The sequence below is a fragment of the Rhodococcus sp. AG1013 genome (assembly GCF_003350365.1).
Taxonomy (GTDB): Bacteria; Actinomycetota; Actinomycetes; order Mycobacteriales; family Mycobacteriaceae; genus Prescottella.
On the sequence record NZ_QQAT01000016.1, the window covers coordinates 116,923 to 138,313 of the forward strand.

Below are 21,391 nucleotides of genomic sequence, written 5' to 3' on the forward strand. Positions count from 1 at the left end.
AGGACTAGAAGGATGACCCTGACCCGGTCTGGGGTGGGTGCGGAATTAGATCATCGAGAATCCCTTCGCTACGAACCATTCACGAAAACTCGCGAGGTCGCGTCGCTGATGCGGGACGCAGAAATATGGGGTTCGACGACGTCCGACCTCGATTCGTACCTGGAATCCCTGGAGCTCCAGTACTACCTGAAGGGGGTTCTGGGTGTCTTCCAGGAATCCGACGCCCTGTACCGCCCCCATGTCGCCTCGCCCGACGTTTCCGGGCCGGTCACCCGTCTGATCATCGCCCTCCAGGACAAGTTCGGTCCTCGATTCCACGATGGGGTTTCCGACTCGTCCGTGGAGGTCGCCTTTCATCAGGGGGTCGGCGATGGATTGTCCGCCGTTTTTCATTGGTCTCGAAAGGTCGTGACTATCTGATGTCCGAAGCCGTTGTTGCGCCGAATTCGTCGCTCCTTTCGCCTGCATCCCTGCCCGTCATCGAGGCGACGCTGCCCGTGGTGGGCGCGAATCTGGGCCGGATCAGCAGTGTCTTCTACAAGAACCTGTTCGACAGTCTCCCTGCGCTGGAGAAGGACCTCTTCAACCAGACGAACCAGGAGAGCGGGGAGCAGCAGAAGGCACTGGCCGGCGCGATCGCGGCCTTCGCCACCCTGCTGGTCACCGAGGATGCGCCGCCGGTCGACCACGTCATGTCGCGAATCGCCGCCAAGCACGCCTCGCTGGGCATCGCCCCGGTGCACTACGACATGGTTCACCGCGCGCTGTTCAAGGCCATCGTCGAGGTGCTCGGGGACGCGGTGACCGCGGAGGTCGCCGCGGCGTGGGACGAGGTCTACTGGCTCATGGCCAACTCGCTCATCAGGCAGGAAGCCGCGGTCTACGAGAGGGCCGGGGTGCCCACCGCGCAGATCTGGTCCGCGCTCACCGTCGTCGGTCGCCGCGAGGTCGCCCCGGGTGTGTGGACGTTCACCCTCGCCGGAGACGAGAACTCCCCGATGCATCAGTTCGAGGCCGGCCAGTACATCTCCGTGTCGGTGATCTACGAGGACGGCAGTCGCCAGATCCGTCAGTACACCGCGATGAAGGGCCAGGATCCGGGAACCTGGGAGTTCACCATCGGTGCGGTGCCGGGCGGCCGCGTGTCGAACAAGTTGATCGCCGAGATCGGCGTCGGGTACCCCCTCGTGGTGTCGATCCCGTCGGGGACGTCGTATCCGATTCCGGCGGACGGTCCGATCGTGCTCGGTTCGTCCGGTGTGGGTTCCGCGCTGACGGTCGCCGTCCTCCAGAAGATGGTCGAGGATGGGGACACCCGCCCGGTGCACGTCTTCCATGTCGACTCCGGCGAGGCGTCCTTCGGCCACCGTGGCCAGGTTCGGGAACTGCTGTCTGCGTACGCGGGCAGGACGTCGATCGAGACCTTCTACGCCGGTGCCCTCGAGGAAGGCATCGCGCAGCTGCGCAAACACGACTGGGATCGCAACGCCGACGTGTACCTGTGCGGATCGCCCCAGTTCATGCGGCAGGTTCGCAAGATCGCGGTGGTCAAGGGGGTCCGTCCAGAGCGCATCCACTACGAGGTGTTCGCCCCGGATTCGTGGCTCGGCTTCGACTGACGGGGAGCCGGTCGACGGTGTCGCTCACATCACGTGCATGATGCATATCGCGTGTGGTCCGTAGTGGGAGTGAGGCAGAGTGACCGATTCGACCGAGCAGCAGAAGCTCCTCTACGTCTTCGACGGGTTGACCGACGACGAGATCGCCCGCGAGGCGGATCTCTACGGCCCGTTGACCGACAGCGTCCGTGAACTGATCGAACTGACCCTCGCCACCGAGGTCGAGGCCGCGGACATCGCCCGGGCCCGCGAGCACATCGAGGCGGCGAAGGAGTTGCTGGGCAAGCGCACCCGGCCCACCCCGTTCGGCGTGCGGTGGGGTGCGTCGGGGACGAAGCGGACGTGGGGCAACGCCGCGGTCGGATTGCGCAACGCCGTCGCGCCGCCGCTGACCGTGAACCGCGACCCCGACGGCCGCGTGTGGGCGGACTTCCACCTCGGGATGCCGTACGAGGGTCCGGCCGGCCTGACCCACGGAGGTGTGTCGGCCCTCGTGCTCGACCAGGTTCTCGGTGAGGCTGCGGAGGCCGGCGGCGCCCCGGGTATGACCGCGACCCTGACCCTGCGCTACCTCCGGCCGACCCCGCTGGGCAAGCTCCACGCGGAGGCGCGCATCGACCGGGTCGAGGGGGTCAAGACCTTCGTCACCGGCCACCTGGCGGGTCCCGACGGCGTGTGCATCGAGGCCGAGGGCATCTTCATCCTGCCGCGCTGGGCGCGTGGCGGCGACGGATCGGGTCCGGTGCCGGTGCCGGTGCCGGTGCCGGGACCGGCCTGAGCGGCCGGTGACGGCACCCGCTGTGGAAAACACCGCGACCAGGGTGTGAAACTGGTTGCGCGGCGCAGTGGCCGTGGACGAACCCGAGGAGGATGTCGGTATGGGATTCATGGATTCGGTCAAGGGACTGGTCGACAAGGGGCAGGAGCTGGCTGCCGAGCACTCCGACAAGGTGCAGGACGTGATCGACAAGGCGGCCGACATCGCCGACGAGAAGACCGGCGGCAAGTACAGCGACAAGATCGACAAGGCCGCCGAGGCGGCCAAGAAGGTTGTGCCCCCGAAGGAATGACGGTGTGAGCCGGCCTGCCGGCGCAGGGCGGCGCGGCAGCGAGTGACGGGGGCCCGGTCGGCGGCACAATCGTCGTGTGAACGGAACCCTCGTACTGCTCGTCATCATCGTGTCGATCGCGGTGACGAGCCTGGCCAAGCGGCGGGACCTGCAGGTTCCCCTCATTCTCGTGGCCGTCGGCTCGGCGGCGTCGTTCATCCCGGGCATGCCCCGGCTGGAGCTGGATCCCGAGATCATTCTCGGGCTGGTCCTGCCGCCGCTGCTGTACTCGGCGGCTCTGGATTTCTCGATGTCGAGCCTGCGTCGCAACATCGCGCCGATCCTGCGACTCGGTGTCGGTCTGGTTCTGGTGACGGCGTTCGCCGTCGGATTCTTCGCGGACTGGCTGGTGCCGGAGCTGACGCTCGGCGCGGCACTGGTCCTCGGCGCCGTCGTATCGCCGACCGACGCCGTCAGCGCGGTCACCGTGGGACGCAAGCTCGGGCTGCCGAAACGCCTGCTCGCCATCCTCACCGGTGAGGGCCTGCTCAACGACGCGACCGCGCTGACCCTGTTCACCGTGGGTGTCGCGGCCGTCGCGGGGACCCGCGTGGTCGTGGAGCAACCGGTGCTGTTCTTCCTCTACGAGGTGGTCGGCGGTGTCGTCATCGGCCTCGTGACGGCCACCGTCGTGCGCTTCGTGCGCGCGCGGATGTACGACTCACCGCTCGAAACCGTTCTGGGACTGGTCCTGCCGTTCGCGGCCTACCTTGCCGCCGAGGAGATCCACACCTCCGGGGTGCTCGCCGTCGTGGTCGCCGGATTCGTCATGGGCCACCACGCGACCAACGTGTCGATCCCGACCCGGCTGCAGGAACGCTCGCTGTGGGCGACGCTCGACATGCTGCTCGAGATGTTCGTCTTCGCCTACATGGGCCTGCAACTCGAGTTCGTCATCGACGACGTCGCCGACGAGGGACTGCCCGTCCACCACGTCTTCGCGTACGGGTTCGCGGTGCTGGTCGTCGTGATCCTGGTCCGCCCAATGTGGGTGTTCCTGAACTGGGGCGGGATACGGATGCGGTTCGATCCACGACACGGCACCACCGCACAGACCGGAATGAACTGGCGTCAGAAACTCGTCGTGTCGTGGGCGGGCATGCGCGGTGTCGTCACCCTCGCGGCCGCCGGCGGTGTCCCGGTGCTGACAGCGTCGGGGGAGCCGTTCCCGGGGCGCGGCGTCATCCAGGCGATCGCGTTCGTCGTCGCGGTGGGCACCCTGCTGATCCAGGGGTCGACGATCCCGTTCATGATCCGGCGCCTCGACGTCGCCGACCCCGCCGAACTCGAACGCGGGCGGCAGCAGACACTGCTCGCGCGCACGATCGCCGCCGACGCGGCCGACCGTGCGCTCGCCGAGGTCGCCGCGAGGCCGCCGGCCGGTGCGGATCCCGACCAGTTCGAGAAGGCGCTCAATCGCGTCCGGGTCTCGGTCCGCGCCCAGGCCCAGGTCGAGGAGGCCGAAGAGGACGACACCGGCACCGCGTCCAAGATCGAGCGCGCCGGCGCAATGTTCGACGCGGTCCGGCGACGGGCGCTGCAGGCGCAGCGCAGCGCGCTGATCACGGCCCGCGACGACGGTGTCCTCGACGACGAGGTGCTGCGCGCGGAACTCGAATCGAGGGACATCGAGGAAGCCGCCGCGGAGCAGAGAGTGCGCCGCAGGCGTGGATGACGGGCACAATCGAGCCGTGACCCGAACCCGGATGGCGCTCACCGCGCTCGCGTGCGCGGTGCTGGTGGCGGGCTGCTCGGCGACCGCCGACTCCCCGGAACGCGTGACCCCGTCGGCGGCCCCGACGACCTCCGCGATCGCGCTGCCCGATCCCGCCGACCGCGGCAACGTGACCCGTGACGAACCTTTCGCCGGGACCGGGCTGTCCGGCCACCGCATCCTCTACCGGTCCACCTCCGGCATCGACGACCGCGGCACCGAGGTGTCGGGGACGGTGTTCGCGCCGCCCGGGCAGGCGCCGCCCGGTGGTTGGCCGATTGTGACGGTGGGGCATCCGACGACGGGCCTGCTCGACGAGTGTGCGCCGTCCGGGCATCCGAACCTGCTGGGTTCCGACGGGCTGGTCCGGGATCTGCTCGCGCGCGGATTCGTCGTCGCCGTCACCGACTACGAGGGCCTCGGCACCGACGGCCCGCACCCTTACCTCGAGCCGGTCACGGCCGCACGCAACCTGATCGACGCGGTCCGTGCCGCGCGGAACCTCGTGCCCGACACCTCGACCCGATGGACTGCGATCGGGGTCTCGCAGGGCGGTCAGGCGTCGTGGGCCGCCGCGGAACAGGCGGCGCGGTACGGCGACGGACTCGAGTTCCTCGGCGCCGCGAGCCTGTCCCCGCCCGCGGACCTCACGCCGATCGTCTCCGACGGCCCGGTCACCCTCGACGTGCCGCAACAGTTCTTCCTGCCGATGCTGCTCGACGGTCTGTCGGTGTCCCACCCCGACCTGGACGCGAGCGCCTACATCCGGGGCACCCTCGCCGACAACCGCGACGTCATCAGGTCCTGCACCGGGGAGTTGGCGTCACGGAAACTGTCCGTGGCGCTCAATCTGACACCCGCCGACACGCTGCCGCGCAGCACCAGCGACGTCGCGCGGATGCGTCAGTGGCTGGCACACGACGCCCTGCCCCAGCAGCCGGCCGCGGCACCACTGCTGGTGGTGGTCGCGGGCCGGGACAACCTGATCCGGCCCGACTGGACCGTCGCCGCGGTCGGGCGCGCATGCGGGCAGGGGGATGCGATCGAACTGCGGTACCGCGCCGACGACGTGCACGCCGATTCCAAGGCTCTGCCCGGTGCCATCGACTGGGTCGCGGACCGCTTCGCCGGCGCACCGGTCGTGAACACGTGCGCCGGGCAGGCGGCGCCGTGACCGCCATCGTGTGGACGGTGACCGTCGTCGCGCTCGCCGTTGCCCTCACGGTCGTCGCGATGCGGACCAGACGCGTGCTCACCACACCGGCCGAACGCGCGGTCCACGACACCCTGCACACGGCGTCGCTGGCCGCACGACCGCTGCGGCGCGGTCTCGACGAGACGTCCGCGCGGGAGGCGGCGCCGCACCTGCGGCTGCTCACCGGAGCGCAGTCGCTCGCCATCGCCGGCCCGGACGGCCATCTGCTGGCGTGGAACGGCCCGCACGACGGGCTGTCGGGGCAGTTCGTGGCCGCCGCCGCCCGCGCGATCGACGGCGAACGCCGGGTTCTCGTCGACCGCACCGACCTCGACCGGAACGGCGACGACCACGACGTGCGGGCACTGATCGCGCAGCCGCTGTCGGTCGAGAGCACCGGCGTCGTCGGGGTGCTGGGGGTCGTGACCACCACCGAACCCGGGCCGGCGATGCTCGGGGCGCTCACCGAAGTCGCGCGGTATGCGTGCAGCCAGATCGAACTGGCCGAACTGGACGCGTCCCGCGCGCGCATCGACCGCGCCGAGGTCCGGGCGCTGCGCGCCCAGATCAGCCCGCACTTCATCTACAACGCGCTCGGGACCATCGCATCGTTCGTTCGCACCGACCCCGACCGCGCGCGGGAGCTGGTGCTCGAGTTCGCCGACTTCACGCGCTACTCGTTCCGGTCGGCGGGCGAGTACACCGTTCTGGCCGACGAGCTGCGCAACGTCGACCGGTATCTCACCCTCGAGCGCGCGCGGTTCGGCGACAACCTGCAGGTGCGACTGCAGGTGGCGCCGGAAGTGCTCAGCGTCGTGCTCCCGTTCCTCGCGCTGCAACCGCTCGTGGAGAACGCTGTGCGGCACGGGCTGTCGGGTAAACGGGGTGGGGGAACGGTCACGATCGTCGCCTCCGACGAGGGCACCGACTGCGTGATCAGCGTCGAGGACGACGGGGTCGGCATGGACCCCGAGTTGCTGCGCTCGGGGGAACTCGACGCCGTCGAGGCCCGTCCCGGCGGGCCCAGTGTGTCCGAGGCCGCCCACGTGGGCCTCGCCAACGTCGACGACCGGCTGCGGGCGGCGTTCGGCAACGACTACGGGCTGGTGGTGGAGACCGCGCCCAGGGCGGGCACCAAGGTCAGCATGCGGGTGCCGAAGTTCCGGCCCGGCATTCGGGCCTGATCACGAACGAGTCGATCGGCCCGCCATGGTCCGACTCGCCGCGGCGACATGGCACGATGGATTCGTTGTGAAAGAGACCTCTGACGGGCCCTCGGATGGCCTCCTGACCGTGCTGGCAGTCGACGACGAGCGCCCCGCCCTCGACGAGCTGGCGTACTTGCTGCGCGCCCGTGAGGACATCGGCGAGGTCCTCACCGCCGGGGATGCGACCACCGCGTTGCGGATCCTGCGTGACGGCGCCGTCGACGCCGCGTTCCTGGACATCAACATGCCGGGCCTCGACGGACTCGAGCTGGCCGGCATCCTGACGCAGTTCGCGAATCCGCCGTCGGTGGTGTTCGTGACCGCGCACGAGGACCGGGCGGTGGCGGCCTTCGATCTCGGTGCCGTCGACTACCTCCTCAAGCCGCTGCGCGAGGAGCGTCTCGCGGAAGCGGTGCGTCGGATCGTCGAGCGCCGCCGCAGCACCCGCGGGGAGGCCGACGACACGTCGGCGGCCGACGAGGTGATCCCGGTGGAACTGGGCGGGGTCACGACGCTGGTGCCGCGCTCGACCGTCAAGTGGGTGGAGGCCGACGGTGACTACGCCCGCCTGCACACCGCGACCGGATCGCACCTCGTCCGGATCCCGATCTCGTCGCTCGAGAGCCGCTGGACCGACGCCGGATTCCTGCGGGTGCACCGCTCGTATCTGGTGTCGCTGTCCGAGGTGACGGGGATCCGGAGTGTCGGCTCGGGCCTCGTGGTGTGTCTGCGTCCGCAGGGCGGCGCTCCCGCCGTCGAACTCCCCGTCAGTCGCCGGCACACGCGCGAACTGAAGGACAAGCTGATTCGCGGCCCGCGGCAGAACTGGATGTCGAGGTGACATCGCCGGGTGCCGTCCCACCCGCACGCGAGCGGGTGGTGCTCGCGCAGCGGCGCGGGGCCCGGATCGTGCGCACGCGCGTCGAGGTGCAGGAGCAGACCGAGGTCGGCGACGCGATGATCCGCGGGCTGGTCCGGGCCCAGCTCAGCCTGGCGCTGCGGGTCGCGGTCGCGGTCGGATTGGCGTTCGGCGCCGTCCCGGTGCTGCTGCTCCTGTTTCCCCGCGTCGCCGATGTCGCGGTGTTCGGCATCCGTCTGCCGTGGTTCCTCGCCGCCGCGCCGCTCCCGATCCTGCTGGCGGCGGGCTGGTTCTACATCCGCGCCGCCGAGCGCAACGAGCAGGACTTCACCGACCTGGTCGACGACTGAGCCGCGGCGCCGATGACCGGACAGCCCATTCCGCTCCTGACGGTGCTGGCGCTCGTCGCCGCGGCGGTGGCCACCGTCGGCATCGGCATCTACGGGGTTCGCCTGGCGCGCACCACATCCGACTTCCTCGTCGCGTCCCGCAGCGTCGGTCCGGGATGGAACGCGGCCGCCATATCGGGTGAATATCTTTCGGCGGCATCGTTTCTCGGAGTCGCAGGCCTGATCGCGAAGTACGGCGCGGACGCGCTGTGGTATCCGATCGGCTTCACCGCCGGCTATCTGGGGCTGCTGCTGTTCGTCGCGGCCCCGCTGCGCCGGTCCGGTGCGTACACGGTGCCCGACTTCGCGGAGTTCCGGCTCGGCTCGGTGCGGGTCCGCCGGATCGCGATGGTGGTGGTCGCCCTGGTGTGCGGGCTGTACATGGTGCCGCAGTTGCAGGGGGCCGGGCTGACGCTGAACATCCTGCTGGGCGTGCCCGGTTGGGTGGGCGTCGTCGTGGTCGGGGTGATCGTGATCGCCAACGTCGTGGGTGGCGGCATGCGGTCCATCACGTTCGTGCAGGGATTCCAGTACTGGCTCAAGCTCACGGCCGTCGCGGTCCCGGCGCTGGTGCTATCGGTGCACTACTTCGCCGACGCGCGGCCGGTGGGCGCGCCCGCACCACCGACCGTCGCCGCGCAGACGTCGGTGGACATCACCACCGATGTGGTGGTGCAGGTGGCGACCCCGACCGACGTCACGGTGCACGGACAACTCGACGGCCGAGAGGTGGCGGGCGACGTCCAACTCGGCACCGGCCGGCACGAATTCGGCAAGGGGACGACGCTGGTGCTGCCCGCCGGATCGCCGGTGCCCGTCGTCGCGGGCGCTCCAGCCGACGGCGCCGGGTGGGCCGATCCGGGCGGCGGTTTCGGTGGTCCGCACCCGCTGTTCCAGGTGTACTCGCTGATCCTCGCGACCTTCCTCGGCGCGATGGGCCTGCCGCACGTGCTGGTCCGCTTCTACACCAACCCGGACGGGCGGGCGGCGCGGCTGACGTCGCTCGTGGTGATCGCGCTCGTGGGTGTGTTCTACCTGTTCCCGGTGCTGTTGGGGGTGTTCGCCCGGCTGTACGTGCCGCAACTGCTCATCACCGGGACGTCCGACGCCGCGGTGCTGCTGCTGCCGGTGTCGGTGTTCTCGGGATGGGGTGGCCAGTTGCTCGCGGCGCTCGTCGCGGCCGGCGCGATCGCGGCGTTCCTGTCGACGTCGTCGGGACTGCTGGTGAGCATCGCCGGCGTGCTGAGCACCGACGTGTTGCGCGGCCGGATCCGTGACTTCCGGGTGGCCGCCGTCCTGGCCGGTGCGGTGCCGCTCGTGCTGGCGTTGGGCGCGACGTCGCTGGACCTGTCGCGTTCGGTGGGCCTGGTCTTCGCGGTCGCGGCGTCCACGCTGTGCCCACTGCTGATCCTCGGCATCTGGTGGCGCGGGCTGACGGCCGCCGGGGCCGCGGCGGGACTGATGGTCGGTCTCGTGGTGGGCGGGGGAGCGGCGATGCTCGCGGTGCTCGGGGTGCCGTCGGACGACGTGTGGCACGGGTGGCCGTCCGTGCTGATCGGGTATCCGGCGGCGGTGAGCGTCCCGCTGTCGTTCGCGGCAATGGTGTTCGTGAGTGTCGCGACCCGACGGCAGGCGTCGGCCGATATCGGCCGGATCTTCACCCGCATGCACGCGCCCGAGCGGCTGGGGATGGGCCGCGACCGCGAGGACGACCTTCGTTCGTTGTGACGCCGGTTCCGGTGGATGGGTCCCGCGATTGACGTGCATCGTCGGTATCGGCGAGCGTGGCCGAGTCTGCGTGCGCTCGGGTGTGCACGCCCGGAAGAAGGAGACCCTGTGTCGGACTGGTACTGCCTCGGATCGGCCGACGACTATCGCGACGGCAAGCCGCACGCCGTGCGGGCATTCGACACCGACCTCGTGGCCTTCTCCGACCGCGCCGGCGTCATCCACCTCCTCGATTCGCGCTGCCCGCACATGGGCGCCGATCTGAGCCGAGGCCGGGTCGTCGGCGACAACATCGACTGCCCGGCCCATCTCTGGCGCTGGAACGGCAAGGGGAAGTGCGTCGGCGGCTCGCCCAAGCTCCTCCCGATCCGCGCGTGGACGACGGAGGAGCGGGAGGGCCTGCTGTACGTGCAGAAGTCCGACGCTGCGCCGACCGGTCGGCCGGTCAGGGCTTCCAACGCCTGGTGGTGAGCGCCGCGGTGACGACACCGAGCGCGGTGCTGATCGCGATGCCGATGGCAATGTAGCGCGCGGCGCCCCGCCGTTCGTCGCGCCCGGGCGACCGTTCGGCGCACACGCCGACAGCTCGGCGTGTGACTGGCGCCACATGCTTCTCCTGTGACCTGGCTCTCACTAGCGTCGCTTCGCACACCCCGCACGAACTAGGAGCGCGCAGTGACCACAACAGATCTCAGCTCGGGAGCGCCGCCGCAACGGCCTGCCCCCGATGCGCAGGCCTTCGTCGAGATGCAGGCGAGCCCCGAGTTCCAGGATCTGCGACGCCGCCTGCGGCGGTTCGTCTTCCCGCTGACCGCGTTCTTCCTCACGTGGTACTTCGTGTACGTCCTGCTCGCGACGTACGCGTCGGACTTCATGGCCACCAAGGTCTTCGGCAACGTCAACCTCGGCATCGTGCTCGGCCTCGGCCAGTTCGTGACGACGTTCGTCATCACCGCCCTGTACGTGAAGTTCGCGAACCGGGAACTCGATCCGCGCTCGGCAGCGATCCGCGAGGAACTGGAAGGACCGGCACAGTGATCACCACCCTCGCCCAGGCGGCGCCTGCGGCACCGGCCGCCGATGTCGGCAACCCGCTGTTCAACATCGCGATCTTCGTGACGTTCGTCGTCGGCACCATGACGCTGGTGATCCGGGCCAGTCGGACCACGAAGAAGGCGTCGGACTTCTATACCGGCGGCGGCCAGTTCTCCGGCCCGCAGAACGGATTCGCGATCGCCGGCGACTACCTGTCGGCGGCGTCGTTCCTCGGTATCGCCGGCGCGATCGCCGTGTACGGCTACGACGGCTTCCTGTACTCCATCGGCTTCCTCGTCGCATGGCTGGTCGCGCTGCTCCTGGTGGCCGAACTGCTGCGCAACACAGGACGTTTCACGATGGCCGACGTGCTCAGTTTCCGGCTGAAGCAGCGACCGGTGCGGATGGCGGCGGCGCTGTCGACGCTCGTCGTCTCGCTGTTCTACCTGCTCGCCCAGATGGCCGGCGCGGGCGGACTGGTCGCACTCCTGTTGAACATCAAGGACTTCGCGGGCCAGGCGGTCGTGGTCGCGGTGGTCGGTGTCCTGATGATCGTGTACGTGCTGATCGGCGGCATGAAGGGCACGACGTACGTGCAGATGGTCAAGGCCGTCCTGCTCATCGCCGGCGCCGGAATCATGTTCGTGCTGGTGCTGTTCGCGGTGAAGGGCAACTTCTCGCAGTTGCTCGCCGACGCGCAGAACATGGTCAACGGCTCGGCCAACGAGGCCGTCGCCGGCCGGGACGTGCTCGCGCCCGGTGCCAAGTACGGCATCAGCGACATGTCGCGGCTGGACTTCCTGTCGCTGGGCATCGCGCTGGTCCTCGGCACCGCGGGTCTGCCGCACGTGCTGATGCGTTTCTACACGGTGCCGACCGCGAAGGAGGCCCGGCGCTCGGTGACGTGGGCGATCGGCTTGATCGGCGCGTTCTACCTGTTCACGCTCGTCCTCGGGTACGGCGCCGCGAAGATGGTCGGCCCGGACAAGATCCTCGCCGCCCCGGGCAAGGAGAACTCGGCGGCGCCGCTGCTCGCCTTCGAACTCGGCGGCACGATCTTCCTCGGCATCATCTCCGCGGTCGCGTTCGCGACGATCCTCGCCGTCGTCGCCGGACTTGCGATCACCGCGTCCGCATCGTTCGCGCACGACATCTACGCCAGCGTCATCAAGCGCGGCAAGGCGTCGGAGGAGGAGCAGGTCCGGGTCTCGCGGATCACCGTGGTGGTCATCGGCGTCGTCGCGATCGTCCTCGGCATCCTCGCGATGGGGCAGAACATCGCGTTCCTCGTCGCCCTGGCCTTCGCGGTCGCCGCTTCCGCGAATCTGCCGACGCTGCTGTACTCGCTGTTCTGGAAGAAGTTCAACACCACCGGCGCGCTGTTCAGCATCTACGGCGGACTCGTCAGCTGCCTGCTGCTCATCGTGTTCTCCCCGGCGGTCTCGGGTGCCAAGTCGTCGATGTTCCCGGACGCCGACTTCGCGTGGTTCCCGCTGGCCAACCCCGGCATCGTGTCGATCCCGCTCGCGTTCGTCCTCGGCATCGTCGGCACCTACGTCGGCCGCAACAAGCTCGAGGACCCGTTCAAGCAGGCCGAGATGGAGGTCCGCTCGCTCACCGGCGTCGGCGTCGAGAAGGCCGTCTCGCACTAGTTCCACCCCGCTGTGCCTCGTGTCGCGCTCGCGGCACGAGGCACAGCTGTCGTGTACGTCACCTTTCTGATTGGTTACGATCCGTCAATGGCGAAGCTGAAGGTGTCGATCGACGTCCCCATGAGTCCCGAGGACGCGTGGACCAAGGCGTCTGATCTCGACGGATTCGAGCAGTGGCTCAGCATCCACGAGGGATGGCGCAGCGAACTGCCCGCCGAGCTGAGCGCCGGCACCACGATCAGTTCGGTCGTCACGGTCAAGGGACTGCGCAATCGGGTGAAGTGGACGTTGAAGCAGTACAACCCGCCACGCAGCCTGGTCCTGAAGGGGGACGGCAAGGGCGGCGTCAAGCTGGGGCTGGTCCTGAGTGTCGATCAGGCGGCCGCGGGTGCCAAGGTCGCCCTCGACATCGATCTCGGCGGTGCGCCGCTGTTCGGCCCCATCGGCTCCGGCGTGGCGAAGGCGCTGCGCGGCGACATCGAAAGCTCCCTGCAGAAGTTCGTCACCCTGTACGCCTGATTCGGCGGTACCCGTCCGTTCACCCCGCCCACCAGCGCTCCCTGTGCTTTCCCTGGAGGTCTCGAAGCCATGGCCGGTCGTCACAGCGCGTCGCGCACGAAATCGAAATCGAAATCGACATCGCCCGTCGTCAAGTACGGCGCGGTCGGTCTCGCCGCGCTGCTCGTCGTGGGCGCCGGCGGCTACTTCGTATTCGACCGACTGGGCGGCGGCGGATGCGACTCGACCACCGAGTACGTGGTGGCGGCCGACCCGTCGATCGCCCCCGTGCTCACCGCCGTCACCACCGAGGCGTCCGCGGAGGACCTCGGTTGCCGCAGCTTTCGAATCGAAGCGGCGTCCGGCATGGATCCGCTCGGGGCGCCCGGACAGCAGGGCGGACCGGATCTGTGGATTCCGGATTCGACGCAGTGGGTCGCCAAGGCCAGCAGCGGAACGGGAACCCTGTTCGACGTCGCGGCCACATCCGTCGCGGCCACTCCGGTGGTCATCGCGGCGCGCGAGTCGGAAATGCCGTTCTTCGCGACGTGGACGAGCGCGCTGCAACTGCCCGGGCTGCGGATCGGTGATCCGCTGACGAGCAGCGTCTCGGTCGCGCCCATCGTCGGGGCGCTCTGGGAGGCGGCCGCCGGTACCGTCGCCGCCGACGCCGTGCCCGGCGCACTCGTCCCGATCGCGCAGGCGCAGGCCGCCAACATGCACCAGACCGACGCCTCCGCGCGGTTCGCGGCCGTCACCGCGGACGGCGGCATCGCGATCGCTACCGAACAGCAGGTGGCGGCGCACAACCAGGACGACGCGTCGACGAAGCTGGCGGTGACGGTCCCGAACACGGGCGCGGTGTTCCTCGACTACCCGGTGGTGGCGACGGCATCGGGCACCGAGCACGCCGACGCGCGAGCGGCCGGAGTCGCGCTGGCCGAGGTGATGGGGACGGAATCGGGACGGGTCGCCTTGTCGCAGAGCGGGTTCCGTGGACCCGACCGGGCTCCGCTCGACGCCGGTCGCGGCGTCGGGGAGGCCACCGTACTGACCGTCTCCGATCCCGCCGCCACGGCCCAGGTGCTCCGGCGCTACGCCGTGCTGGCGCTGCCGTCGCGCGCACTGGTGGTCGAGGACGTCTCGGGTTCGATGGCCGAGACGGCCGGCCCCGACACCCGGATCGCATTGACGGTGCAGGCCAGTGAGACCGGCGCCATGCTGTTCCCGGACAACGCGCAGCTGGGTCTGTGGGCGTTCTCGATCGGGCTCGGCGGAAACGGGAAGGACTACAAGGAACTGGCGCCGATCCGGCGGATGGACGAGATGGTCGACGGGGTGAGTCACCGGCAGCGGATGACCGACGCCGTCCGGATGCTGCCGTCTCTGGTCAAGGGCGGGACCGGGCTCTACGACACCACACTCGCGGCGTTCCGGAACGTCAAGGAGGGGTACGACCCGAGCGCGATCAACAGCGTCATCCTCCTCACCGACGGCGCCAACGAGGATCCGTCGAGCATCTCGCTCGACGAATTGCTGGCGACGTTGAAGCGGGAGCAGGATCCTGCGCGTCCGGTCATCATCGTCACGATCGGCATCACCGACGACGCCGATGCGGCGGTCCTGCAGAAGATCTCGGCAGCGACCGGCGGAACCAGCCACATCGCGCGTACCCCGGCCGAGATCCCCGGGGTCTTCGTCGACGCGATGCGCAGTCGCGCCACGAGCTGAACGCGCGCAGGGTGGGCGGCGAGGGATCGCCGCCCACCCTGACGTCACGCGAGCGGCGCGTCCGTCGCGGCGCGAACCTGCTCCTCGTCGACCCCCGGAGCGCATTCCACGAGAACCAGCCCGGACTCGGTCACGTCGATCACCGCGAGGTCGGTGATGATCCGGTTCACCACCGCACGCCCAGTCAGCGGCAACGTGCACCGTTCGACGATCTTCGACGAGCCTTCCTTGTCCGTGTGCTCCATGAGCACAATGACCCGGCGCGCGCCGTGCACGAGATCCATCGCGCCGCCCATGCCCTTGACCATCTTCCCGGGCACCATCCAGTTCGCCAGGTCGCCGGTGGCGGAGACCTGCATCCCGCCCAGCACGGCGGTGTCGATGTGCCCGCCGCGGATCATGCCGAAGCTGGTAGCGGAGTCGAAGAACGACGCACCGTCGTTGACGGTGACGGTCTCCTTGCCGGCGTTGATCAGGTCCGCGTCGACGGCGTCCTCGGTGGGGTAGGGGCCGGTGCCCAGGACGCCGTTCTCGCTGTGCAGGGTGACCTCGACGCCGTCGGGCAGGTGGTTCGGGATCAGGGTCGGCAGACCGATCCCGAGATTGACGTATTCACCGGTGGTCAGTTCCTGCGCGGCGCGCGCGGCCATCAGCTCGCGGGTCCACCCGACGGTCTCCACGACTGCGGTCATCGTGCGTCCTCCTTCACGGCCGAGACGGTCCGCTTCTCGATCTTCTTGTCCTGCTGTCCGATATGCACGATGCGGTCGACGTAGATGCCCGGCAGATGTACCTGCTCGGGGTCGAGCTCGCCGGCCTCGACAATGACCTCCACCTGCGCGATGCACACCCGGCCCGCCATCGCAGCCAGCGGGTTGAAGTTCATCGCGGCCTTGTTGAAGACGAGGTTGCCTTCCGTGTCCGCGACCATGGCGTGCACCAACGAGAAGTCGGCGACGATGGACTCCTCCAGCACGAACTGCTTGCTGCCGAAAGCGCCACCGAACTCGCGAACCTCCTTCGGGGGAGAGGCGATCGCGACGGAACCGTCGGCGGCGTACCGCCACGGCAGCCCACCCTCGGAGATCGGCGTGCCTACCCCGGACGGTGTGAAGAAGGCCGGGATTCCGGCGCCGCCGGCACGGAGCTTCTCCGCGAGGGTGCCCTGCGGGGTCAGCTCCACCTCGAGTTCACCGGACAGGTACTGCCGTGCGAACTCCCTGTTCTCCCCGACATAGGACGCCGTGACGCGCCGAATCCTTCTGTCTTCGAGGAGTATCCCGAGTCCGTGCCCGTCGGTTCCACAGTTGTTCGAGAACACCTCGAAGTCCGTTGCCGTGTGTGCCGCGAGGGCGGCGATCAGCACGTCCGGGATTCCGCACAGTCCGAATCCACCGACGGCTAGGGACGCCCCGGACGGGATGTCGGCGACAGCGTCGGCCGCCGATGCGTAGATCTTGGTCATGAGTACCTTTCCGTCTCCGACTGTCTCGGTGGTCGCTGGGTCAGGCGGACGCAGTGCTCTGCGATGCGAGCTTGCGCATTCCTGCCGGGTAGAGGCGCTTGCCGACGAGCAGCGCGACGATGGCAGCGATGTAGAAGAGCGGGGCCAGGCTGAGGGACTCGAGAAGTCCCAGTCGATCGGCGAGGATGCCGATGACGAAGGGGCCCAACGCCAATCCGAGAACATTGTTGGCGATGGTGAGTGTACCGAGTGCCGACGAGCGGACCGATTCGTGGGTGAGGCTGGCGACCATGGCCGCAGTCGGGCCCGAGCAGCCCGCGGAGAAGAAGGCGCCGATACCGAGCAGGATCAGCTGCGGCGCACCGGTGCCCAGACGGAATCCGATACCGAGTGCGACGAGCGAGATCGCGCAGAACACGACGGCGGTCATCCACTTGCGTGCCGGGTTGCTACGGCTCACCCGGTCGGTGATCATGCCGCACACGACCATTCCCGTGCCGACCAACAGGACGAACAGTGCGGCGACCCCGGCCGCCTTGTCGAGCGCCATACCGTAGTACCGGTTGAAGAAGCTGGGCGTCCACGACAGCAGGACGGCCGCGGTGAACATCTGGAATCCGCCGGCGAGGTAAGCGCACCACACGGCAGGGTTCGTGAACAGCGTGGACACGGGGACCCGGATCACCGGGGCGGACGGCGCGGAGCCGTCGGACGGGGCGACGGGTTCGTCGTGCACGGCGTACTTTGCGAGCCGGGACTCGGTGACCACGGCCCGGAACAGTGCGACGAGGATGAGTCCCAGCACAGCCATCGCGGTGAACGACCAGCGCCACCCGACGTTGACGGCGATCACACCACCGAGCGAGACGCCGACCACGGAACCGAAGGATCCGCCGGCCATGAAGGCGCCGCTCAACGACGAGTGCAGTCGCGGGGAGAACACGCTCAGGACGACCGCGATACCGACGCTGCCGTATGCGGCCTCGCCCACCCCGACGAAGAACCGCGCCGCCAGCATCTGCTCGAAGTTGGACGCGATCGCGCAGCAGAGGGTTGCGATGCTCCACATCACGGCCATCAGCACCAGGCTTCTGACTCGTCCCCACCGGTCGGCGAGCAGCGACAGCGGGAAGGTCAGGAGCCCGACCATCAGAGCAACCACGCTCGTGAGCGAGGCGAGCTGGGAATCGGACAGCGACCAATCGGCCTTCAGCATCGGGAAGACAGCGCTGAGGACCTGTCGGGACATGTAGTCCGACAGCAGCAACGCGAAGGCGAGGCCGGCCACGATCCACGGGTACATCCGGCTGCGGCGATTGCTAAGTCCGGAGTCGACGGTCTCGGTGTGCGGTGCGTTGGTGCTTTCGACCGGCTGGTCGGTCAGAGTGGGAGGCAGTCCCATGGGTGCTCCTAAAGCGACAGGAGTGGTGGAGGCGGGTGTGCGCGACGACGGACGGTTACGTCGGCGGGGGCACGGGAGCGGCGGTATCGGCTGCGGACTCGAAAGCCGCCAGCTGCTGCATACGGCCGATCGCCGGAGGGGGTGTCGGCTCGGGGTTCGTGGTCATGGCGGCACTCGTTTCACGGCGGTCGAAATGGATGTGATGCGAGATACGGCTCGCTCGAAAGGTGGCGCAGATCACGTTATCCGGACTTGGCGGTTCGTGGTTATCCCTCGGGGACGCAGTTCTTTGCATTTCGGGACAGATGTCGGATTTGTCGCGCGCTGTCAGCCGTTTGCCGGCGCTTCTGCCGGCGTGAGGGACTGTCTGCGCCATTCGCGTGGGCTGACGCCGAATTGCTGATGGAACCATCGCGAGAAGCTGCTCGGCGTCGAGAACGAGAGCATCTCCGAGATCTCGGTGAACGAGTACCGCTGACCGCTGACCATGCGATTCGCGAGTTCGGTTCGCGTGGCATCGAGCACGGACGAGAACGTCTGCCCCGACTTCGCGAGGTGGCGGTGGACCGTCCGGCGGTCGACGCCGAGGCTACGCGCAACCTGGTCGATGGAACACCGGCCGGTCGGTAGGAGAAGTTCGACGAGTTCGCGCACACGGTTGGCGATCGTGGGTTCCTCGGGCGTCGTCAGAGTGTCGAGGAACTGTTGCGCGTACGAGCGAAGGTGCGGGTCGGACATCCGGTTGGGTTCGTTCAGATCGGCTGTGTAGGTGATGATTCCGCTGAAGTCGTTGTCGAATGTCAGTGGTGCGCCGAACATCTGTCGGTGCGTCGAATCGTCGATCGGCCGGGTGTGGTCGAAGCAGACCGACACGGGGCGCCAGCGCTCGCCGAGCATGTTGCGGAGCAGTTGGTGGGTGACCGCCACTGCCAGTTCGACTGCCTGTCGGACGATCATCGGTTCACCGGGTTCGATCCGGATCCTGATCGCGGTGAGCCCGTCCTTCTCCGACATGCGGATGTGAAGCGATTCGTTGTACATGTGCTGGTAGCGGATCAGCATGCGAAGTGCGCTGCGTGCGTCGGGTTCCTCCCGGATGCTCACGCTGAGGGGGCCGAGTGTGGAGAACCGGCGGCGCTCGGCGAGTTTGAGGGCGAAATCCTGGCGCCCGGTCGCCGCTGACGACAATTCCAGGAGGCGAGCGACGGACGATGCCGGAATCCACCGATCCTGGAGGTCGAGGCTGGCCGAATCCAGGCCGACGGCCCGCAGGAGTTGGACCGGATCGATGCCCAATGTCCGGCTGACCTCGATGTATCCGGTCAACGCGGCATATCGCGCGAGGGGTCTGGCCACGCTTGTCACCTCGTCTCGACTGTGCCCGACTGCCCCGCAAGGGTAAGTGTGCGGCGGGTCACGTGTCACGGACGGTGTGGTCTGGATCCCGACTGTCCCGAAATGACAAGAAATATGTCCCTGAGAGGTAAGTGTGATGCCCTCCGAGTCGATACTGTCGTGTCAGCTGAATCACATCGGAACCGAGTTCCGGTTCCAGCGCCGAGTCGAACCGGGACGGCATGGATCGTCCCCGGGGAGGCGGGGTACATGTTCGAAAAGGTTGCGGTCCGGAAGATCCGGCAGCCGTGTGTGCGAGTTCGTCCACTCGGACGAACTCGCGAACAAGGAGATAGCAATGGCAAAGGCGATTCGCTTCTACGAAACCGGTGGTCCGGAAGTCCTGAAGTGGGAGACGGTGGAGGTCGGCGATCCCGGCCCCGGCGAGGTGCGTATCCGGCACGAGGCCGTGGGCCTGAACTTCGCAGACACCTACTTTCGGACCGGCCTCTACCCGGCCGCACTCCCGGCCGGTATGGGTGTCGAGGCCGCCGGCGTCGTCGAGGCCGTGGGCGAGGGCGTCTCCGGCTTCCAGGAGGGTGACCGGGTCACCTACACCGGCAGCCCGCTGGGTGCGTACAGCACCGAACGCGTGATGCCGGCCGAGCATCTGATCGCACTGCCGGACGGAATCGAGTTCGAGACCGCCGCGGCGATGACGATGCGCGGGCTCACGACGTCGTACCTGCTGCGCCGGATCTACCCGTTGAAGGCCGGTGACACGGTCCTGTTGCACGCCGCAGCGGGAGGCGTGGGACTGATCTTCTGCCAGTGGGCGAAGCTGCTGGGCATCAATGTGATCGGGACGGTGTCGACCGACGAGAAGGCGGCTGTCGCCGAGGCGCACGGCTGCAGCGAGGTGATCGTCTACAAGCGTGAGAACGTGGCCGAGCGGGTGCGTGAGCTCACCGACGGCGCGGGTGTACCGGTCGTCTACGACAGCATCGGTGAATCGACCTACGAGTCCTCGCTCGACTCGCTGGCACGCCGCGGTCTGCTCGTCGCGTTCGGCACCGCATCGGGACCGATCCCGCCCATCAACGCCATGCAGTTGGCGGTCAAGGGATCGTTGTTCGTCACCCGCCCGGCACTGGCCGACTACATTGCGGATCCGGCGGAGCGCGCCGAGTTGGCGAACGAGTTGTTCGGCCATGTCGCCGCCGGCCGTATCTCCATCGAGATCAACCAGCACTATGCGCTCGAAGAGGCCGAGGCGGCCCATCGAGACCTCGAGTCCGGCAAGAGCATCGGTTCTTCGGTGTTCTCGTTCTGACCTGAAACACCCATTCAGCCAACGTCGTTCGGCGTGCCGACGTAGCACGTGACGGCGCTACGACCTACCACTTCCAGCTTGTACAGGAGAGTGCCATGACCACTGTCGAACTTGCGCCAGGAGCCCGGACGACCGTCTCGCCCATGGACGCCCGCCCGCTGACCTGCAGCATCGGTGCGGAACTCCACGGTGTCGACCTTGCCGATGTGTCCCGTGACGCCGACCTCTTCGCCGAACTGCGGTCGCTGCTGCTGAAGCACAAGGTGCTCTTCTTCCGGGATCAGGACATGAGCCGGGCCGAGCACGTCGCGTTGGCGGAGCGTTTCGGCTCGCTCGAGGACCATCCGGTGGTCGGCAGCGACCCCGATCATCCCGGTCTCGTGCAGATCTACAAGGACCTCGACAGCCCGCCGGAGGCGTTCGAGAACTCCTTCCACTGTGACGCGACGTGGCGTGTGAATCCTCCGATGGGGTGCGTCCTCCGCTGTGTCGAGGGCCCTGCCGTCGGTGGAGACACGATCTGGGTGAACATGGCTCTGGCCTACGAGCGGCTGCCCGAGCGAGTCAAGGAGCGGATCGAGGGGCTGCGCGCGCGGCACAGCATCGAGGCGTCGTTCGGCGCGCGACTGCCGATGGAGAGGCGCCTCGAGCTCAAGGAACGCTTCCCGGACGCCGAGCATCCGGTGGTCCGTACCCACCCGGAGACGGGGGAGAAGATCCTCTTCGTCAACAGCTTCACCACGCACCTGACGAACTACCACACCGCCGACAACGTCCGGTGTGGCATCGACTACGCCCCGGGCGCCGGTGAGCTGCTGCGGTACCTGCAGAGCCAGGCGACGATCCCGGAGTACCAGGTGCGCTGGCGGTGGACGAAGAACAGCGTCGCGATCTGGGACAACCGATCGACCCAGCACTACGCGGTCCAGGACTACTGGCCCGCCGTTCGAAAGATGGAACGCGCCGGGATCATCGGCGACCGCACTTTCTGATATCCGCTTTCCCTACCTCACATCTGTCCAGAAACGGAGTTACACAATGCATTTCCACGATGACGCACTGTTCCCGGAGAACCAGGAGAAGCTGGTTATCACTGTCGCGCCGTACGGCCCGGAGTGG

The 21,391-nt window shown here is 68.2% G+C and carries 22 protein-coding genes; 17 read left to right on the forward strand and 5 right to left on the reverse strand.

Going from position 1 to position 21,391, the window contains the following annotated elements; genetic code table 11:
* Positions 1-12 precede the first annotated feature (12 nt).
* The 11 genes from DEU38_RS28595 to DEU38_RS19250 all read left to right on the forward strand — a co-directional run bounded on the left by DEU38_RS28595 (position 13) and on the right by DEU38_RS19250 (position 10,292).
* Positions 13-420 (forward strand): hypothetical protein, encoded by a 408-nt coding sequence (locus DEU38_RS28595; RefSeq protein WP_181818851.1) that lies wholly within the window; start codon positions 13-15, stop codon positions 418-420.
* A complete protein-coding gene (locus DEU38_RS19205) occupies positions 420-1,619 on the forward strand; it encodes a globin domain-containing protein (RefSeq protein WP_181818852.1) in 1,200 nt (399 codons plus the stop codon). Before DEU38_RS28595 ends, DEU38_RS19205 begins: the two co-directional genes overlap by 1 nt.
* A 79-nt stretch (positions 1,620-1,698) precedes the next feature.
* On the forward strand, positions 1,699-2,397 hold the full coding sequence (locus DEU38_RS19210) for a PaaI family thioesterase (RefSeq protein ID WP_114722983.1): 699 nt from the start codon (positions 1,699-1,701) through the stop codon (positions 2,395-2,397).
* A gap of 100 nt (positions 2,398-2,497) precedes the next feature.
* Positions 2,498-2,689: an antitoxin gene (locus DEU38_RS19215; protein ID WP_031938790.1), complete on the forward strand. Its 192-nt coding sequence runs from the start codon at positions 2,498-2,500 to the stop codon at positions 2,687-2,689.
* 76 nt (positions 2,690-2,765) lie between these two features.
* Positions 2,766-4,403, forward strand: a complete 1,638-nt coding sequence (locus DEU38_RS19220) for a Na+/H+ antiporter (protein ID WP_114722984.1) — start codon at positions 2,766-2,768, stop codon at positions 4,401-4,403.
* Between the two features lie 31 nt (positions 4,404-4,434).
* Positions 4,435-5,616: a lipase family protein gene (locus tag DEU38_RS29330; protein WP_114722985.1), complete on the forward strand. Its 1,182-nt coding sequence runs from the start codon at positions 4,435-4,437 to the stop codon at positions 5,614-5,616.
* On the forward strand, positions 5,592-6,821 hold the full coding sequence (locus tag DEU38_RS19230) for a sensor histidine kinase (protein WP_258558008.1): 1,230 nt from the start codon (positions 5,592-5,594) through the stop codon (positions 6,819-6,821). The genes DEU38_RS29330 and DEU38_RS19230 overlap by 25 nt, the downstream gene beginning before the upstream one ends.
* Positions 6,822-6,930: 109 nt before the next feature.
* A complete protein-coding gene (locus DEU38_RS19235; RefSeq protein ID WP_397484735.1) occupies positions 6,931-7,686 on the forward strand; it encodes a LytR/AlgR family response regulator transcription factor in 756 nt (251 codons plus the stop codon).
* Positions 7,683-8,054, forward strand: a complete 372-nt coding sequence (locus DEU38_RS19240; RefSeq protein ID WP_114722987.1) for a hypothetical protein — start codon at positions 7,683-7,685, stop codon at positions 8,052-8,054. The genes DEU38_RS19235 and DEU38_RS19240 overlap by 4 nt, the downstream gene beginning before the upstream one ends.
* A gap of 12 nt (positions 8,055-8,066) precedes the next feature.
* Positions 8,067-9,821 carry a cation acetate symporter gene (locus tag DEU38_RS19245; protein WP_114722988.1) on the forward strand — a complete coding sequence of 585 codons (1,755 nt, stop codon included), beginning with the start codon at positions 8,067-8,069 and terminating at the stop codon, positions 9,819-9,821.
* 108 nt (positions 9,822-9,929) lie between these two features.
* Positions 9,930-10,292 carry a Rieske 2Fe-2S domain-containing protein gene (locus DEU38_RS19250; protein ID WP_114722989.1) on the forward strand — a complete coding sequence of 121 codons (363 nt, stop codon included), beginning with the start codon at positions 9,930-9,932 and terminating at the stop codon, positions 10,290-10,292.
* Here DEU38_RS19250 and DEU38_RS28600 read toward each other — a convergent pair.
* Complete coding sequence (locus DEU38_RS28600; protein WP_181818853.1) at positions 10,267-10,428, reverse strand: hypothetical protein; 162 nt, start codon at positions 10,426-10,428, stop codon at positions 10,267-10,269. The two genes, DEU38_RS19250 and DEU38_RS28600, sit on opposite strands and share 26 nt — an antisense overlap.
* Positions 10,429-10,496: 68 nt before the next feature.
* Here DEU38_RS28600 and DEU38_RS19255 point away from each other — a divergent pair, with 68 nt between their 5' ends.
* From DEU38_RS19255 to DEU38_RS19270, 4 genes are all read left to right on the forward strand, one after another.
* On the forward strand, positions 10,497-10,859 hold the full coding sequence (locus DEU38_RS19255) for a DUF485 domain-containing protein (RefSeq protein ID WP_114722990.1): 363 nt from the start codon (positions 10,497-10,499) through the stop codon (positions 10,857-10,859).
* Complete coding sequence (locus DEU38_RS19260; protein WP_397484736.1) at positions 10,859-12,508, forward strand: cation acetate symporter; 1,650 nt, start codon at positions 10,859-10,861, stop codon at positions 12,506-12,508. Before DEU38_RS19255 ends, DEU38_RS19260 begins: the two co-directional genes overlap by 1 nt.
* Positions 12,509-12,595: 87 nt before the next feature.
* Entirely contained in the window at positions 12,596-13,027 is a 432-nt protein-coding gene (locus DEU38_RS19265) for an SRPBCC family protein (protein WP_114722992.1), read from the forward strand.
* 69 nt (positions 13,028-13,096) lie between these two features.
* Positions 13,097-14,737 (forward strand): VWA domain-containing protein, encoded by a 1,641-nt coding sequence (locus DEU38_RS19270; RefSeq protein WP_114722993.1) that lies wholly within the window; start codon positions 13,097-13,099, stop codon positions 14,735-14,737.
* A gap of 44 nt (positions 14,738-14,781) precedes the next feature.
* On the opposite strand, the gene DEU38_RS19275 is transcribed toward DEU38_RS19270, so the two are convergent.
* The 4 genes from DEU38_RS19275 to DEU38_RS19290 form a co-directional block, all read right to left on the reverse strand.
* A complete protein-coding gene (locus tag DEU38_RS19275) occupies positions 14,782-15,429 on the reverse strand; it encodes a CoA transferase subunit B (protein ID WP_114722994.1) in 648 nt (215 codons plus the stop codon).
* Positions 15,426-16,202 (reverse strand): CoA transferase subunit A, encoded by a 777-nt coding sequence (locus DEU38_RS19280; protein WP_114722995.1) that lies wholly within the window; start codon positions 16,200-16,202, stop codon positions 15,426-15,428. Before DEU38_RS19280 ends, DEU38_RS19275 begins: the two co-directional genes overlap by 4 nt.
* Before the next feature lie 40 nt (positions 16,203-16,242).
* Positions 16,243-17,604: an MFS transporter gene (locus tag DEU38_RS19285; protein WP_114722996.1), complete on the reverse strand. Its 1,362-nt coding sequence runs from the start codon at positions 17,602-17,604 to the stop codon at positions 16,243-16,245.
* 327 nt (positions 17,605-17,931) lie between these two features.
* The gene (locus tag DEU38_RS19290) at positions 17,932-18,960 is read right to left on the reverse strand and encodes an AraC family transcriptional regulator (protein WP_114722997.1); all 1,029 of its coding nucleotides are present in this window, start codon (positions 18,958-18,960) and stop codon (positions 17,932-17,934) included.
* Positions 18,961-19,297: 337 nt separating this feature from the next.
* On the opposite strand from DEU38_RS19290, the gene DEU38_RS19295 reads away from it, so the two are divergent.
* Together DEU38_RS19295 and DEU38_RS19300 are read left to right on the forward strand one after the other, a co-directional pair.
* Complete coding sequence (locus DEU38_RS19295) at positions 19,298-20,272, forward strand: quinone oxidoreductase (protein WP_114723020.1); 975 nt, start codon at positions 19,298-19,300, stop codon at positions 20,270-20,272.
* 95 nt (positions 20,273-20,367) lie between these two features.
* Positions 20,368-21,264, forward strand: coding sequence for a TauD/TfdA family dioxygenase (locus DEU38_RS19300; RefSeq protein WP_114722998.1), 897 nt, complete (start codon positions 20,368-20,370; stop codon positions 21,262-21,264).
* The last annotated feature ends 127 nt before the right edge of the window (positions 21,265-21,391 follow it).

Bases quoted from the DNA above. Each gene is read 5' to 3' on its own strand.
- DEU38_RS19215 (WP_031938790.1), top strand. From the start codon at position 2,498: ATGGGATTCATGGATTCGGTCAAGGGACTGGTCGACAAGGGGCAGGAG.
- DEU38_RS19270 (WP_114722993.1), top strand. From the start codon at position 13,097: ATGGCCGGTCGTCACAGCGCGTCGCGCACGAAATCGAAATCGAAATCG.
- DEU38_RS19275 (WP_114722994.1), bottom strand. From the start codon at position 15,429: ATGACCGCAGTCGTGGAGACCGTCGGGTGGACCCGCGAGCTGATGGCC.
- DEU38_RS19280 (WP_114722995.1), bottom strand. From the start codon at position 16,202: ATGACCAAGATCTACGCATCGGCGGCCGACGCTGTCGCCGACATCCCG.
- DEU38_RS29330 (WP_114722985.1), top strand. From the start codon at position 4,435: ATGGCGCTCACCGCGCTCGCGTGCGCGGTGCTGGTGGCGGGCTGCTCG.
- DEU38_RS19300 (WP_114722998.1), top strand. From the start codon at position 20,368: ATGACCACTGTCGAACTTGCGCCAGGAGCCCGGACGACCGTCTCGCCC.
- DEU38_RS19245 (WP_114722988.1), top strand. From the start codon at position 8,067: ATGACCGGACAGCCCATTCCGCTCCTGACGGTGCTGGCGCTCGTCGCC.
- DEU38_RS19265 (WP_114722992.1), top strand. From the start codon at position 12,596: ATGGCGAAGCTGAAGGTGTCGATCGACGTCCCCATGAGTCCCGAGGAC.
- DEU38_RS19205 (WP_181818852.1), top strand. From the start codon at position 420: ATGTCCGAAGCCGTTGTTGCGCCGAATTCGTCGCTCCTTTCGCCTGCA.
- DEU38_RS19295 (WP_114723020.1), top strand. From the start codon at position 19,298: ATGGCAAAGGCGATTCGCTTCTACGAAACCGGTGGTCCGGAAGTCCTG.
- DEU38_RS28595 (WP_181818851.1), top strand. From the start codon at position 13: ATGACCCTGACCCGGTCTGGGGTGGGTGCGGAATTAGATCATCGAGAA.
- DEU38_RS19285 (WP_114722996.1), bottom strand. From the start codon at position 17,604: ATGGGACTGCCTCCCACTCTGACCGACCAGCCGGTCGAAAGCACCAAC.